Genomic DNA, 16,380 nt, shown 5'->3' with positions numbered 1-16,380 from the left:
CCCCCCCCATTTTGGTAACGAGGAGTTTGGTTTCCAACTTCTTGCATAATATATCCTCCAAAAATTATGTTTTAATTTTACCACTTTTTTTGTTATTTTAAAGAGTCTATTTTAGAAAAATGTTTTTTCAATAAAATATTTTGACACAGAAAAAACGGGCTTAAAGCCCGTTTTTACTGAGTTTCGTTCTATCTAAAAATTTTCCTGTGACACATGATAAACTCTATGTGTCAAACTACTTATGCTAACTGCCAGAATCGAACTGGCGACCTTCTCTTTACGAGGGAGATGCTCTACCAACTGAGCTAAGTTAGCACATTGCTTTGCAACACAAAAATTATACCAGAATCTTTGCTTGCAAGCAATTTACATTATTTCCAATCTAAGCAAAGCTCTTGCTGATGTAATTCTTGAGGCAATTGATCGCGATCAGTTTGATGATTATCAAGCTTGGCACCAGCAATCTGCTTAGTGAAAGAGTCTATTCTACGATTAGAATCTCTCAAATCATAATAGGTCGTAACCACTTGGTCATAATCCTTTAAGTCATTTACATCAAAGTCTTTATTATATTCATTTTCAAAACAAGTAAATTTTAAAGGAAGCCTTGGCTTTAATTGTGGGCTTTGATCAATAACCCCCACTTGCAAGCCTAGAATTGGAAACGTTAACTTAGGTAAATCTAAAGTTTTCAACATTTCGAGCGGGTGATCGTTAACTGTTCCTAAGTCTACATAACCTAAGCCCATACTTTCGACCGCATTAGCTACATTTTGTACAGCTAGCATCGTATCTTCAACTGCCTGAAAGAAAATATCTGTCGTATGAACACGACCATCATCTTTACCAAGCTGTTTTCTAATTTGATAATTACGATACAAATCAACTACAAAAATAAAGAGATCGCCTTGAGCACCAACATATTTTTGATTACAAAGCTTCTGAATTTTCTTTTTCTTTGCTTCATCAGTAATATGAAGTAGAGTTGCATTTTGCATGAACATACTCGTTGGGGTATGTCTAAAAACAGTATATAAAGTTTCTAATTGTTCTTTAGTTAGAACTTGATCTTTGAATTTTCTAATCGACTTGTGATTGGTTTGACTATCAATCGTAGAATTATGAATCATTTGAATAACACTTTCCCTGCTTACTATTACAAAGTAAGTATAACACTTTTAAGCAAATAAATCGTTAAATGCTTCACTCATTGTTGGATGAGTATAAATTTGATCTCGCAAAACTGAAGCTGGAATTTTTTGACTAATAGCTAATGAGACCTGATTAATCAGCTCATATGACTCAATACCATATAAAGTTGCACCTAGAATTTGGTCGCTTTTTGGATCAACTAATGCTTTAAACAATCCTCTAGTATCTTTAGCAACACGTGCCTTAGGAATTGCTGCAACGGGCAATTTTTTAACAACATAATCAATATTTTGATTTTTGGCTTGTTTTTCGTTTAAGCCCACACGCGACAAGGCTGGATTAATAAAAACGCTATACGGAATATTTTTTCGACTGCTTAGTTTATATTGTCCGTTGCCAAATAGCTGACTTTTAATAATTCTGAAATCATCAAGTGAAATATAAGTAAACTGCAAGCCACCTTTGACATCCCCAATTGCCCACACATTATCGACACTTGTTTGCAATTCATCGTTCACCTTAATAAAGCCGCACTCATCAGTCGCAATATCGGTATTTTTTAAACCTAAATCTTGCGTATTTGGGCGACGTCCTGTAGCGCTTAAAATACGATCAGCACTAATTTGCACTCTTTGCCCATCTTTAGTAAAGAAAATTTCTGCACCATTTGAATTATCTGCAACTTTTTCAATATCAACACCTAATTCAAACTTAATGCCTAAATCTTCCAAGTCCTTTTTTACTGCTTGGGAGATATCGTCATCTTCGCGTCCTAAAAACTCTTGGTTGTGATCTAACACTGTAACTTTACTGCCGAAACGAGCAAACATTGCTGCAAATTCCAAACCAATATAGCCTGCCCCAATAACTGTTAAATTATCTGGTAATTGTGTTTGATCCATTGCCTGCGTTGAATCAAGCATGTATTTGCTTTCTTTTAATCCTGGAATTGGCAAGATAATTGGTAGAGCACCTGTATTAATAAAAATGCGGTCTGCTTCAAATTCTTCAACACCATTTTCAGTTTTAACTTTCACTTGATGGTTATTAATAAAACTTGCCTGACCATCTAGTACCGTAACTGTTTTTTCATCAGCAAGCATATGATAATTTTTGTCGCGCAAAAAGGCTGTCATTTCATTTTTGCCATTTACCGCTTGACTAAATTCCATGCCATTTTCGGACTCGATGATTAAACGTTTAGATGGCAAACAAGCGATATTAATGCAGGTTCCGCCATACATTTGATTAGATTTTTCAACGACAACTACTTGCTCGCCTTTTTTAGCTAAAAATTTTGCTAAAGTCTTACCGCCTTTACCAAAGCCAATAATAATATTTTTAACTTTTTTCATGATTTTATCCTCACTTTTTGTAAGTAAATATATTATTAATTTACCTCATTTTGCATATAATTGTCATCTATTTTGTTTATATTTTCAGTAAAATTAAACTTTTACTTTTTACTAAAATTTGTATTATAAGAATATGCTAAAATGTGCTTGTACGATGTAAATAAGGAGATTTTTATATGAAAGTTTTAGTTGTCGGTGGAGCCGGCTATATTGGCTCTCATGCAGTAAAAGAACTAGTTAAGCAAGGCAATGATGTAGTTGTTTTGGATTCGCTATACACGGGGCACAGAAAAGCTGTTGATCCCAAGGCTAAGTTTTACCAAGGCGATATCGAAGACAAGTTTTTAGTAAGCAAGATTTTACGTGATGAAAAAATTGATGCAGTAATGCACTTTGCAGCTTACTCCTTAGTACCTGAATCAGTTAAAAAGCCTCTTAAGTATTATGACAACAACGTATCAGGCATGATTTCTTTACTTGAGGCAATGCATGATGCTGGCGTTAAATATCTAGTATTTTCTTCAAGTGCTGCAACTTACGGTATTCCGAAGAAATTGCCAATTACTGAAGACACTCCATTAGATCCAATTAACCCTTATGGTGAAACCAAGATGATGATGGAAAAGATCATGCACTGGGCTGATAAAGCTGACGGCATCAAATCTATTGCTCTTCGTTACTTCAACGTAGCTGGTGCTGCAAGCGACGGCACTATCGGCGAAGACCATGCTCCTGAAACTCACTTGATTCCAAATATCTTAAAGAGCGCAATTTCAGGCGATGGCAACTTCACTATTTTTGGCGACGACTACAACACTAAAGACGGTACTAACGTTCGTGACTATGTTCAAGTCGAAGACTTAATTGATGCTCACATCTTAGCATTGAAGCACTTAATGGAAACTAACAAATCTGACGTCTTTAACTTAGGTACTGCTCAAGGCTACTCCAACTTAGAAATCCTTGAAGCTGCTAAGCGCGTAACCGGTATCGACATCCCTTACACTATGGGGCCAAGACGTGGTGGTGACCCAGACTCATTAGTAGCCGATTCTACTAAGGCAAGAACTGTCTTAGGCTGGAAGCCAAAGCATGAAAATGTCGACGAAGTTATCGCAACTGCTTGGAATTGGCACGAAAACCATCCAAACGGCTACGAAGATAAATAATTAATTTATCAATCAAAAAATGCGTTGCAAAATTGCAACGCATTTTTGTTTTACATTTGCTCAACGCACTTTTTCATTTCTTTAATATCAAGCACGCTATAAGCGAATTCTTTTTTGATTAATTCATCAGGTAAATATTCATCATACTTATCAAAAACGGGCACTTCTTTTGGATAAACTAAATCCATTGGATCAAAGTCCTTAGCTGCTTCTTGTTTTAAAACTTTGAAAAATTCTTCCTCAGTTGCATCCATCGCAAATTCCATAAAATATGGCCTTGAAGAATTAAATCCACGAATATTTAATTTGTCGCCGCATTTAATTTTGATTAAACGCTCTAAAGCTAAAAATGCATACGACCCTGTCCATGGAAAGAAAGCCCACATCTTGCCACCTAAATCGATGAGTTGTTTTTGTGGCATGCCGGCAATACTGCAAGTATCACGCATTTGCGTTAAACGGGCTTGGGCATTTTTCATTAAATATCGATAAGACTGTGTTTCAGACAAAATCTTGCGCATTTTATGCAAAATATGTGGATGAATATCGCCAGCCACATCCCCAAAATATGCCGGAATTCTACCATCAACGCCATGACAATAAACTTGATGACGCTTGCGATCAATGTCTTCAACTACCCAAACCTTGCCAGCAATAGCAATTTTATCTCCAACTGGAGGCGGCTTAACAATCGTACCTAATTCTTCTCTTCCGGCATGTACGCTGAATTCTTCATTTTCTTGAAAAACTGCATAAAATTTAAAATTGTTTACAATTTTTTCACCTGCTAAACCTAAAATCAAACCTTTATTTTCCGTCCATTGAATTTGATCAGTCTTAATCAAGTGACGCAGTAAAATTTGGTAATCTTTTTGACTCACATTGTGAAAATAGGCCAAATTCAATACCCGGCTAGCAAGCTCTGCAGGTGTCATTTCGCCATTTGCAGCTAAGGTACTCATCGTTTGATGATAAAGCAAACTGTAAGGCAAACGATTAGGCTGTGGCGGTTCCACCCATTTTTCTTCAATATAAAGCTGAACTAGCGCAATTCCTTGAAGAAGCGACCAAGGTATTAAATCTGGCAGCATTGCTCGAGATTCAGGATGCTCTTCGCGCATGACAAAGTGCATCTCTGGCGGATTGCCTCTTCGCCCCGTGCGTCCCATCCGCTGCAAAAAGCCCGACACAGTAAACGGGGCATCGATTTGAAAGGCTGACTCTAGTTTTCCAATATCAATCCCCAACTCTAAAGTTGCTGTCGCGCAAGTTGTCAAATAAGCATCCTCATCTTTCATCGCTTGCTCAGCTGTTTCACGCAGAGCTGGCGACAAATTGCCATGATGTATTAAAAAATGATCCGGCTCATGATTATAGCGACAATAAGCTCTTAATTGCTGACAGACTGCCTCGCATTCTTCACGGCTATTAGTAAAAACCAAGCACTTTTTACCACGAGTATGCTCAAAAATATAACCAATTGCCGGATCTGCCAATTCTGGAGCTTTATCGGTCTTTGGTTCAACTATTTGCTCTGGCTTAAAATCTTGGCTTGCTGCTTGAGGATCTGTTTGATAAAAATGCTCCATTGATAAACGCCAAACTTGGGGGCTATTTTGGACCTGTGGTGCATCAGTAGCAAACTTGCTTCCAGCACCTAAAAATTGACTGGCAGCTTTAGTATTGCCAATCGTCGCTGATAGTCCGATTCTACGAGGATTCACGCCAGCTAATTTAGACAATCTTTCAATTAAACAAAAAGTTTGTCCACCACGATCACTTCTCAAAAAAGAATGCAATTCATCAATCACGATGAACTTTAAGCCATGAAATAAGTGTGGAATATTCATATGCCTATTGATCATGAAGCTTTCTAAGGATTCTGGAGTTATTTGCAATATTCCAGATGGCTTTTTAAGCATTTTTCTTTTTTGCGATTGTGCAACATCGCCATGCCAACGCCAAATCTTAATATCAGAGTTTTCGCAGATTTCATTTAAGCGATCATATTGATCATTGATTAAGGCCTTCAATGGTGCAATATAAAGAACTTGAATAGATTCTGCTTTCTCTTTACTTATTTCAGATAAAATTGGAAAAAATGCAGCTTCTGTTTTTCCGGCAGCAGTCGATGCCGCAAGTAAAACATTATGATCTGTTTCAAAAATTTCTTGTGCGGCTGCTACTTGAATTGGTCGCAGATCTTGCCAATTATGTTCATAAATATAATCTTGAATAAATGGTGCATAATGCTGAAAAACGTCCATTAATTCAGCCTTTCTTAAATGGTAAATTCAGTAAAATCTTGATCAGTATCATCTGATACAGCCTGCGATTTTGTGTAATCAAATTCTTTAGACTTGAGTAAATCTTCAATCTTAGTATCTGGGTTTTGCCAAATAATATCTAACAGCTCAATAAAATCACGAATAACTTCTCTTGGTGTAATATTAGTATCGGCACCAATACGGGCATACTCAATCTTAATAAAAGTCGCTAAATCCTGATCAGTAATTGCTTTTTGATAGCCATATAAATCCGCATGCATTTGAGCTAATTTTTCAGTTAACACAAGCATTTCTTCGGCATTTAAAGGATCAAGCATAATTACCGGTGCATACATATCACGTGCTCCTGGACGAGCAAATTTACCTTGGGCCAAACGTGAACGTAAAGCTTCATAACTATAGACGCCCCGTCTTCTATCTTCAATTGCTTGCGGAGTTGCTCCCATAATAATGCCAAGGTATTTTGCTTTTCCTTGCAGGGCATCATTATACATGGTGAGAATTTTTTCATAATTATACTGACGACTAATACTATTTGGAATCTTATAAATATTAACTAACTCGTCAATCATGATAATTAAGCCTGCATATCCCGCTTGTCTAAAGAAACTAGCAAAGATTTTCAAATATTCATACCAGTCATCATCACTGATAATAACGTTGACGCCAAGTTCTTTTTTAGCTTCAGTTTTATGAGTATATTCGCCTCTAAACCATTTCACAACCTTAGCCTTTGTTTCATCATCGCCTGCTAAATAAGCGTGATAGTACATATTTAGTAGCTTAGCAAAATCAAAGCCATGCACTAATTCGCTTAAATTCGATACTACGCTATAAATCTTTTTATCGACAGCCTGTTCAAATTTTGGATCCTCAAAAGCCAATTTAGTTTCTTGAGCTACTTGCGATTGCACCGAATTAATCCAGCGATCCAAAATCAAAGTCAATGCACCGCCTTCCGGGCGTGTTTTTGTGGATAAATTTTGGATTAACTCGCGATAAGTCGCAAGCCCCTGGCCTTTAGTTCCTTGCAGTCTTCTTTCAGGTGACAAATCTCCATCAACTACGACGAAGTTTTTATCCATGACATAATTTCTCATTGTCTGCAGTAAGAAACTTTTTCCTGATCCATAACGACCAACGATAAATCTAAACGAAGCTCCACCTTCTGAAATAATATCTACGTCATGCAGCAATGCTTCAATTTCTGCCTTTCTTCCTACAGTAATGTAAGGCAGCCCAATTCTGGGGACAACTCCGCCTTTTAAGGAATTCAGTACAGTTTGGGCAATTCTTTTAGGAACTTTTCTTTTTAATTCTGCCATTATCTACTTCCCCTTTAAAAACATCTTTTCTAAATCTTCTTGATAATCATCGATAATCTTAGGTTGATCGGCTTCAAATTCAATGACGCTATCGCCAATTTCATCGAATAATTTTTCATTAATACTATCGGCTAAAATTGAAGGCATTAAATGCTTTTTGTCTAAATATGAATGCCAGTTTTCATTTTTAATTAGCGCCAACAAGAAATGACTTTCATCCTCACTTAAATCAAAAGAATCAGCAATCGCTTCATTATCAAAGTCAGAAACTTTTGCATTTTCTTTATTTTCAATATTATTCAAGGCAGGTTCGTTTAGATCCTGTGCATCGAATTCTTTTTCTTGGTCAGTTAATAAACTTTCACGAGTAATCGAGGCTTCTTGTCTGATTTGACTCAAATTACCAAAATTAATTTCAATTTTAGGCTTTGCTGCTTCGAGCTCTTGTTCATGAAATTCAATAATTGCTTTTTTAATTACATTCAGTATCGGAGTATACAAATTATTGGGCTTTAACGCGCGTCCTTTTTTATAAAATTTACGACTTAAGCGATCAACTTCATGAATAATATCTTTAATTATTGCCAAATAACGCTCTTGTGCAACTAAACTAACTTCAGTTGCGTACATTCCTAGCAACTCAAATTTATGCTCGCTATTAAGTTCATATCTCTTAACAGCTGGTTCTTGGTGATAAACAACTGCCTTATCAAATAAAGGTCGCCGTACTTGATTTTTATGCGCAATATAAAACTGATAAAAATCCTTACCTTCTAAAGGAGTGGCAAGTAATTTTTGCCAGACAGAAGACAAAAGATCCGCAAATTTTTCACCTAATGGACTATGACTACGATATTTTGTTTTACTAATTAAGGCTTCATTAAATTCTTGGGCGTCTACTTTTGCTGGATTTTTAAGCATCATTAAAAATTTATCTTGAGCTAAAACATTAGTAAAAACGTTCTTGACTATTTTTAAATCCAGATTATTAAAAATCGCATAATCTTGTAGCCAGGTTAATAAATATTGATCAATCTCAGGATCATATTTTTCTACATAATTTTTTTGTAATAAAAGCAGCTTCTTAAAGCTATCTAGTTTATCTTTACCGCCAATCCCATTTAGCAGTTCATAAATATAGACATAAACATACGATGAACTAGTTTTTTCAAAAGTGCCTTTTCTAACCTTGTTGCGCCAAGTAAAATACGTCCGTAGCTGCGCCAAAGTCATATCATGATAGGTTGGAAAATATCTCTTAAAAGGATAAAAATCTTCATAATTATCTTCATAATCAGCCGCAATTTTTGCCTGATTATAAAAATTCTTCGCCCTACCTTGAGCTGGAAACAAGCTATAATCATAACTTTCACGCATCTTTTTAATTATAGGATCGACTTTTTGTTCTTGAATTTTAATATTTTTACGCGGGGGAATTTTTTGCGATTTATATTTAATACTGGCATTTTCCTGCACTGGTAAAACTAAATATTGATCATTTACATTAAGTTGGTCCTGATTAACTGCAAGTTTATATGCATAATCAAGCGCTTTTTTAACTTCTAAGCCATCTACTTGATCAAGCCACAAACCAATCCATTGCTCGCCAGTAACTCGAAACGGGTCGCAAAATCCTGGCAAATCTCTAATAGTATTAGCAAAATCGCCACAATTAATATCTAAAGTAAGAATATGTTCTAAACTGCTACGTGGATAATTATCGCTCTGGCGAACAAAACGCGACAAAAATGCAAAGAAATTAGTATTTCCTGGGGCTTGCAAAGTAAATATTTTTTTATTTCCACCAATAATTGGCTGAAATTTTAAACTATATTTTCGCCATAAAAAATCTTCTAATTCTTCTAATTGCATTTTGCGCCTTCTTTCGAACATATATTCTGTTTTGTATTATACCAGCTAGAATGTATTTTGACTATTGCAGTAAAAAACTCATAGCAATTAAACTACGAGCTTGATCATTTCCAATTTATTATTTTTGTTTTTTAGCAGTATATAAAACTTCTAACGTTGCTAAAGAATGGTCAAAAGCCTTATCTGCAGCTACCTTATCTTTTTGCTTAAACATGCGACTGAATTCTACGAATTCTGCAACCATACGATCATTATATTTATTAAGGTCAACTTTCTTAGGCTCTTTTCCCTTTAAATCTAATTCAATTTCATTAAGTTGACCAATTGAACCTTTAATCTTTAATGTCCCTTTCTCACCTTCAATATATGACCATTGATCAGTAACATAAGAATCTTTTGCAGCCAATAAACTAGCCTGCATCCCATCATAACTAAGCATTAAGGTACCGGAAGTGTCGATATCTTTTTGCATAACCGGAAAATAATGAACAGTTTTGGGTTTACCAAATAAACCAACTGCCAGATGAATATTATAGATCCCAATATCCATCAAAGCTCCACCATCTTTAGCTGGATCAAAGACTGGCTTAATAATGCCTTTCAAAAAGTCATCATAGCGACTTGAGTATTGAGTATAGTTCAAAGCAACATCATGAATCGGTCCAATTTGATCTAAGTGGGCCTTTAAATAAGCAAAATTGGCTAAATAAATATTAGTAATTGCTTCAACTAAAAAGACGCCTTTTTCATCCGCAATTTGCTTTAACTCACGTGCCTGCTCTGGCGTATCAACAAATGGCTTCTCGCAAATAACATTGTTGCCAGCTAATAATGCAGCTTTAGCTACATCGTAGTGCAAGTTATTTGGCACTGCCACATACACTGTATTAACATTACTGTCATTATAAAGTTGCTCATTATCCGTATAAGTTTTGGTAATATTATATTTTTGAGCTAATTCTTGACCAATTTTTTCACTACGCTTAGTTGTTGAAATTGCAGCTAAATTTAAATCAGGTACTTGATCGGCAATAGACAAAAAATCATGCACAATCATTCCTGAACCCACGATACCTAGATTAATCATAAAAAATTCCTTTCTTTAACTCTCTTTCTTAATTATACGAAAAAAAGAACGAAAGCACTTACTTTCGCTCTTTAAAATTCATATTTACTTATTTAACTCACTACCAGCTTGGTTTACAACGCTAATTGCATTTAAGCTACGTGGATAGCCAATAAATGGCACATTGGTTAAAACAACATTGGTTAAAAATTCCTTATCATTGCCTAAACCGATATTTGCTTTAGCATGAGCTAATAACTGTGGTTCGCAGCCGCCTTGTGCTGCTAAATAACAAAATGTAATCATTTCACGCTGACGATCGTCTAAGCCTTTTCTAGTATAGTAATCACCAAAACAGTTATCAACTAACCATTTATTAATAGTACCTTTTTAGCAAAATTTTTCATTTGTGGTCCAAATAAACGCATCTGTGTTTCTTCACTCTTAGCTAAGCGATCTTGCTCATCTAAACTAGTGGTTGCTTGAGTTTCTAAAGGTAACTTTACTCCGCGATCTAATAAGATTTTATTAGTTACTTTAAAAAATGGAAATACACGTCCTAGACCTAAGTAGTCAACTGCTTGATAAACTACTTCTTTAGCTTCAACAGGGGTTACTTCATTATCTAAAGCAACTGGTAACATCAACTTATATTCACCGATGGCTTGCATCCCCAATAAGTAAGCTAAAATTGAAAGCATCTTAGTTTTTACAGGTAAATCAATATCTTTTTGAACTTCTTCAAAAGTAAAATGATTGATTCTTTCTAAAACTTCAGGATCAGTTGCCTTTAAAGCTGTTTCATGAATTTCTACACCATTTTTGATTTTTTCCATTGTCTAGTCCTCTTTTAATCTCATCTTATCAATTCAAATTTATTTTAGATCACTATTTTTCTAATAGAAAATATCTATTTTGCATTGACCTTTATACCCTTTTTCTATACAAGATCTCGTATTATGTATACTTGTATTATAAAATATATGTATTAAAAGAATATCAATATATTATAGGAATAGTAAGTTCTTTTATTTGCTCCACACATAGCCAAGTCTTACACTGAAGATGTCTTAAGTGAATATATTAATCCAGGAGGTAATTTATTATGGCAGATTATGACAAGAGACAATTAAAAGCTTTGGATAGAATTTCAAAGAAGATTGCAGATGCAGAAAGTCACTTGACTAAGATTGAAGACAGCGAGCCTGATAAGAGACACCGCACCGCACAACATGAAACTATCAAAGACATTAAGTCAATCTTAAAGCACGCTAAGAAAGTTAGCGAAGACAACGTTAAGATTGAAGCAAAAGGCGACGAAAAAGATGCTATTTACACCGCTGATGAAGCTGGCGTAATTAAGGACCTTAAGTCAGAATTTACAGAATTAGATGATAAGTTAAGTCACTTAAAAGACGAAGATGGCTATGACATCAAGCGTTACAGAGCTGAACACCACTCCCTCGAAAAAGCTGAAGATATCTTAAAGAAAGCTAACAAGTTTTAATTAAATATCTCTAAGCTTAAACAGAGCTCATAAAATATTTTTCCTAACCAAAAAGCTATTGGATTCGATTCCAATAGCTTTTTAATTTAACTTATTAATTATTTTTGAATTGTCTTATTACTTTTGATTCCAAAGATTGGGTTGTCTTACTTCAAGTCCTTACCCATATAAATTTCACGCAATAATGCGGCAATTTCACTGATCAATAATGCTGATGGGTTAGTTACTACATTTTGATCGCCATAAGCTTCAACAGCTAATTTAGCAATATTTTCATTAAAACTCTTTTCATCAACGCCATTTTCTTTCAAGCTGAGCTTCATGCCAACTGCATGAGCTAAATCAATAATCTTATTAACCAAGCTATCAATTAATTCTTGCTTACTGCTGCCATTTATTCCTAAAGAACGAGCGATTTCAGCATAATCACTATCTGCACGATATACAGAATAATGAGGTCTCATAGCTAACTTTCTTGGACGCTTAGAATTAAATCTAATTACACTTGGCAAAACAATTGCATCGCTTAAACCAGAAGCAATATTATAAGTTGAACCAATTGCATGAGCCATTGCATGTCCTACTCCTAAGAAGGCATTGGCATAAGCCATACCAGCTAAAGTAGCAGCATTATGCATTCTGCTTCTAGCAGCTTGGTCACCATTATATGATTTTTCTAAGTTTTCAAAAATTAACTTAATAGCTTCCATTGACCAGCCACGTGTAAAGTCAGTTGCCATAGTTGATACATAGCTTTCAATTGCGTGAGCTAATGCTTCAAAACCAGAATTTGCAATTAATTGTTTTGGCAAATCTTCAACAAATTGATCATCTACAATAGCAACATCAGGATTTAGAGAATAATCGCATAAAGTTGATTTAATTCCAGTTTGGTCATTGGTAATGATCGCAAATGGTGAAACTTCTGAACCAGTACCTGAAGTAGTTGGGATGCAGACTAATTGGATGGCATTATACTTTGGAAATCTAACCGTTCTTTTGCGAATATCCAAAAACTTCTGCGTAGCTTCTTCAAAAGTCATTTGTGGATTTTCATAAAACAGTCTCATTGCTTTGGCTGCGTCCATTACTGAACCGCCACCAATGGCAATCACAACGTCCGGCTTAAAGATATTCATCCGGTGGACACCATCGGCAATTGTAGCCGTAGTTGGATCTTTAGCAACTGCTTGAAATACTTCATAACTCTTGCGTCCGCGACGTTGACTAATAATATCAGTAATCTCGTTAGCAAATTTAGAAGCCACTTTTTCATCAGTCACGATAAAAAAGCGTTCAACATCTGGCATATGCTTTAAGTAATTTGCAGCATTGTGTTCAAAATAAGTCTTGCTTGGCACCTTTACCCATTGCATGTTATCGCGTCTGGTAGCCACCGTCTTGATATTCAATAAGTCACGTGCGCCGATATTATGAGAAAAAGTATTTGCGCCATATGAACCAGTACCCAAAGTAAGCGATGGCAACATGTTATTATAAAGGTCACCAACACCACCAACAGAAGCTGGAGAGTTTACTAAAATACGACATGCATCCATCTTATTTGCGAACTCATCAATGATCTTCTTATTTTGAGAATGAATACCTGCAGTATGACCTCTACCACCATAATCTAACAAATCGCGACAAATCTTAAAGGCATCGTCATGACCATTGGCCTTATACATGGTAAATACAGGCGATAATTTTTCAGCAGATAACGGGAAGTCGCGCCCAACGCCGTGATATTCGGCAATAATTACTTTGGTGTCTTTAGGAACATTTACGCCACACAGTTTGGCAATTTCATAAGCGGACTTGCCAGCAATTGGGCCTGCCACTGTACCTCTTTTTGGATCAATAAAGTTTTCTTCAAACTTCTTAATTTCATCGCCCTTCAAGAAGTAACAATTCCATTTAGCAAATTCTTCTTTAACTTGGTCATAAATGTCACTATCTACGACAACAGAGTTTTCAGAAGAACAAATCATTCCGTTATCAAATGTCTTAGATAAGACAATATCGTAAACAGATTCGGCAATATTTGCGGACTTTTCAATATAAGAAGGACCATTACCAGGACCAACACCAATGGCAGGCTTACCAGATGAATAAGCAGCTTTAACCATTCCAGGGCCTCCAGTAGCTAAAATGGTTTGTACATTTGGATGATCCATTAATTTGCTTGTAGCTTCAAGACTTGGATGTTCAATCCATTGAATGCAATCGCTAGGAGCGCCAGCTTCAATAGCAGCTTGTCTGATAATTTCAGCAGTTTTTACACAGCATTTTTGAGCTTGAGGGTGAAAACCAAATATAATCGTATTTCTAGTTTTCATAGCAAGCATCGCTTTAAAAATTACTGTTGAAGTTGGGTTAGTGACAGGCGTTACCCCAGCAATGACCCCTTTAGGTTCTGCGATTTTTACTAATTGTTTTTCTTTATCTTCTTCAATGACACCGACGGTTTTTTCGTGACGCAGCGAATTCCAAATATTTTCGCTAGCAAACATATTCTTGATTGCCTTATCTTCAACTACACCACGACCAGTTTCTTCAACTGCCATTTTTGCAAGCAAATAATTATTTTGTTCACCCGCCGTCGCAATAGCTTCACAGATTTTATCAACTTGCTCTTGAGTAAAGTCAGACATTTGATCTAATGCCTTATGTGCCTTTTCCACATAACCATTAATCATTTTGTCGACATCAATTGTATTTTCTTTTTTTGTAGCTTTGCTTTCTTGCACCATTAATTGGGCCTCCTACAAACTATTTATATTGTGATTAATTGATCAAAGCAAGTATAGTCCTCTTTTATCTATTTTGTAAATACTCTTGCTCACTTTTTCTCAAATTCACAATGTTATAAAAAGTAAGAATACTACATAATAGAGTATGTTATCGCTTACATATCTTGAAATCTTGATAATTTTTTCACATTATTTTCTTGTGAATTATTAATATCTGCAATTCTTGTTGTATAGCTTGAATGTAAGCGATTACTATATATTGTGAATTAATTATTTTGCGGTTATAATTTCAAAAATTACTTTAAAATTCCTAACAAATCCTTAAATATCAACGTTTTTATGGTAGAATTTTAACAAGTCCAGAAGGGAGAGTTTCTATGACTAAAGAAAATTCTTCTTCCCGTGAAGTTAAAACTATGAAACGCAGTTTAACTAATACTCACATTCAATTGATTGCCCTCGGCGGTACAATTGGAACCGGACTTTTTCTTGGAGTTGGGAGCAGTATTGATCTCGCCGGTCCTTGTGTAATTTTAATTTACGCTTTGGTAGGACTAATGCTTTTTATCTTGATGAGAGCATTGGGTGAAATGATACTTTCTGATCTTCATAAAAACACTTATATTGATTTTATTGCTCAATATTTAGGTAAAAGTGTCGGGTTCGTCACTGGCTATTTATATTGGTTCAGTTGGCTAACCCTGGCAATGGCCGAAATTACCGCTTTAGGTATTTACTTTAAATATTGGTGGCCAAACTTGGCCTCCTGGATACCAGGCACAATTACATTGTTAGTTTTGTTAGGAATTAATTTAATTTCGGCTCGCGTTTTTGGAAATTTAGAATTTAGTTTTGCAATAATCAAAATAATTACTATTATCGCATTTGTGATTCTGATAGTCTATCTAGCTTTGACTGGAGCTAGTACAAAGTATGGTCCAATCGGATGGGGAAATTTCGTTACAGATGGTGGATTTTTTGCTCGAGGTTGGAAAGGATTTCTTCTAGGATTCCAGATGGTAATTTTTAGTTTTATCGGTGTAGAATTAATTGGATTAACGGCTGCAGAGGCTCAAGATCCCAAAAAGACAATCGTAAGAGCTATTAATCAACTACCAGTTAGAATTATTTTGTTCTATGTGTTGGCTATCTTAGCAATTTTATTGGCTATTCCTTGGAATAAAGTTTCTACAAATAGTTCTCCATTTGTTCAAGCGCTGGCTGTAACTGGTATTAAAGATGCCGGATCAATTATTAACTTTGTAGTTATCAGCGCAGCAGTATCTTCTACCAATAGTTTTATCTACAGTGCAGGAAGATTGTTGTTCTCAATTAACTATGACGGAAAAACTAAATTTGCTAAAAAAGTTGGAAAGCTCAATAACCGTCAGCTTCCACAAAATGCTTTAATTTTCTCCACAATTTTAATTGGTTTAGCACCTATATTAAATATCTTTTTAGGAGACGCTTTTAATTTCATATCTGCTACTGCCACCAGTATGTTTCTTATTATTTGGTCAATCATGGTAGTGACGCATATGAAATTTAGACGGATAACCCCACCAGACAAATTGCCTTCATTTAAGATGCCACTATATCCATATTTAGATATTTTGGTTTTGATATTCTTTGTCTTAATGATAATCATCTTATTAGCATTTCGAAATTATAGAATACCTATGATTAGTGCTTTGATTATATTCTTTGTTTTAATAGCATTAACTAAATTTATACGGGAAGAAAATAGATAGAGGATTTTAAATCCTCTATTTTTTCGCTCTAAATGCAAAAAAAGAGGAAGAAACGCAAAGTCTCTTCCTCTTCCTAGCTTTCCTTCTTACTCCGGCTGTCAGACTCGAACTGACGACAACCTGATTAACAGTCAGGTGCTCT

At 35.4% G+C, this 16,380-nt stretch carries 10 protein-coding genes, 1 tRNA gene and 1 pseudogene; 3 read left to right on the top strand and 9 right to left on the bottom strand.

Annotation, left to right across the window (positions count from 1 at the left end; all coding sequences use genetic code 11):
* Window positions 1-242: 242 nt before the first annotated feature.
* The 3 genes from BN55_RS06015 to BN55_RS06005 all read right to left on the bottom strand — a co-directional run bounded on the left by BN55_RS06015 (window position 243) and on the right by BN55_RS06005 (window position 2,507).
* Window positions 243-315, bottom strand: a tRNA-Thr gene (locus tag BN55_RS06015).
* Between the two features lie 56 nt (window positions 316-371).
* Window positions 372-1,130 (bottom strand): NADPH-dependent oxidoreductase, encoded by a 759-nt coding sequence (locus BN55_RS06010; RefSeq protein WP_008471071.1) that lies wholly within the window; start codon window positions 1,128-1,130, stop codon window positions 372-374.
* 48 nt (window positions 1,131-1,178) lie between these two features.
* Window positions 1,179-2,507, bottom strand: coding sequence for an FAD-dependent oxidoreductase (locus BN55_RS06005; protein ID WP_008471070.1), 1,329 nt, complete (start codon window positions 2,505-2,507; stop codon window positions 1,179-1,181).
* Window positions 2,508-2,683: 176 nt separating this feature from the next.
* Between BN55_RS06005 and galE the strand changes: the two genes are divergently transcribed.
* The gene (gene galE / locus BN55_RS06000) at window positions 2,684-3,676 is read left to right on the top strand and encodes a UDP-glucose 4-epimerase GalE (RefSeq protein WP_008471069.1); all 993 of its coding nucleotides are present in this window, start codon (window positions 2,684-2,686) and stop codon (window positions 3,674-3,676) included.
* Window positions 3,677-3,726: 50 nt separating this feature from the next.
* On the opposite strand, the gene BN55_RS05995 is transcribed toward galE, so the two are convergent.
* The 5 genes and pseudogenes from BN55_RS05995 to BN55_RS10355 all read right to left on the bottom strand — a co-directional run bounded on the left by BN55_RS05995 (window position 3,727) and on the right by BN55_RS10355 (window position 11,063).
* On the bottom strand, window positions 3,727-5,943 hold the full coding sequence (locus BN55_RS05995) for a DEAD/DEAH box helicase (RefSeq protein ID WP_008471068.1): 2,217 nt from the start codon (window positions 5,941-5,943) through the stop codon (window positions 3,727-3,729).
* A gap of 14 nt (window positions 5,944-5,957) precedes the next feature.
* A complete protein-coding gene (locus BN55_RS05990) occupies window positions 5,958-7,289 on the bottom strand; it encodes an ATP-binding protein (protein ID WP_008471067.1) in 1,332 nt (443 codons plus the stop codon).
* A gap of 3 nt (window positions 7,290-7,292) precedes the next feature.
* The gene (locus BN55_RS05985; protein ID WP_008471066.1) at window positions 7,293-9,161 is read right to left on the bottom strand and encodes a TerB N-terminal domain-containing protein; all 1,869 of its coding nucleotides are present in this window, start codon (window positions 9,159-9,161) and stop codon (window positions 7,293-7,295) included.
* A gap of 118 nt (window positions 9,162-9,279) precedes the next feature.
* Complete coding sequence (locus BN55_RS05980; RefSeq protein ID WP_040469408.1) at window positions 9,280-10,245, bottom strand: Gfo/Idh/MocA family protein; 966 nt, start codon at window positions 10,243-10,245, stop codon at window positions 9,280-9,282.
* A gap of 87 nt (window positions 10,246-10,332) precedes the next feature.
* Window positions 10,333-11,063 (bottom strand): annotated as a pseudogene (locus tag BN55_RS10355) (carboxymuconolactone decarboxylase family protein).
* A 269-nt stretch (window positions 11,064-11,332) separates the two neighbouring features.
* Here BN55_RS10355 and BN55_RS05970 point away from each other — a divergent pair.
* A complete protein-coding gene (locus BN55_RS05970) occupies window positions 11,333-11,734 on the top strand; it encodes a hypothetical protein (RefSeq protein ID WP_008471060.1) in 402 nt (133 codons plus the stop codon).
* A gap of 146 nt (window positions 11,735-11,880) precedes the next feature.
* Here the strand turns inward: BN55_RS05970 and adhE are convergent, their stop codons facing one another.
* A complete protein-coding gene (adhE, locus tag BN55_RS05965) occupies window positions 11,881-14,487 on the bottom strand; it encodes a bifunctional acetaldehyde-CoA/alcohol dehydrogenase (RefSeq protein WP_008471059.1) in 2,607 nt (868 codons plus the stop codon).
* 377 nt (window positions 14,488-14,864) lie between these two features.
* Between adhE and BN55_RS05960 the strand changes: the two genes are divergently transcribed.
* Window positions 14,865-16,238, top strand: a complete 1,374-nt coding sequence (locus BN55_RS05960; RefSeq protein ID WP_008471058.1) for an amino acid permease — start codon at window positions 14,865-14,867, stop codon at window positions 16,236-16,238.
* Window positions 16,239-16,380: the final 142 nt, after the last annotated feature.

The organism is Lactobacillus hominis DSM 23910 = CRBIP 24.179, assembly GCF_000296835.1.
Classification (GTDB): domain Bacteria; phylum Bacillota; class Bacilli; order Lactobacillales; family Lactobacillaceae; genus Lactobacillus; species Lactobacillus hominis.
This window is presented reverse-complemented; position numbering and strand designations above follow the sequence as displayed.

Bases quoted from the DNA above. Each gene is read 5' to 3' on its own strand.
- BN55_RS05995 (WP_008471068.1), bottom strand. From the start codon at position 5,943: ATGGACGTTTTTCAGCATTATGCACCATTTATTCAAGATTATATTTAT.
- BN55_RS05990 (WP_008471067.1), bottom strand. From the start codon at position 7,289: ATGGCAGAATTAAAAAGAAAAGTTCCTAAAAGAATTGCCCAAACTGTA.
- BN55_RS05970 (WP_008471060.1), top strand. From the start codon at position 11,333: ATGGCAGATTATGACAAGAGACAATTAAAAGCTTTGGATAGAATTTCA.
- BN55_RS06010 (WP_008471071.1), bottom strand. From the start codon at position 1,130: ATGATTCATAATTCTACGATTGATAGTCAAACCAATCACAAGTCGATT.
- BN55_RS05960 (WP_008471058.1), top strand. From the start codon at position 14,865: ATGACTAAAGAAAATTCTTCTTCCCGTGAAGTTAAAACTATGAAACGC.
- galE (WP_008471069.1), top strand. From the start codon at position 2,684: ATGAAAGTTTTAGTTGTCGGTGGAGCCGGCTATATTGGCTCTCATGCA.
- adhE (WP_008471059.1), bottom strand. From the start codon at position 14,487: ATGGTGCAAGAAAGCAAAGCTACAAAAAAAGAAAATACAATTGATGTC.
- BN55_RS06005 (WP_008471070.1), bottom strand. From the start codon at position 2,507: ATGAAAAAAGTTAAAAATATTATTATTGGCTTTGGTAAAGGCGGTAAG.
- BN55_RS05985 (WP_008471066.1), bottom strand. From the start codon at position 9,161: ATGCAATTAGAAGAATTAGAAGATTTTTTATGGCGAAAATATAGTTTA.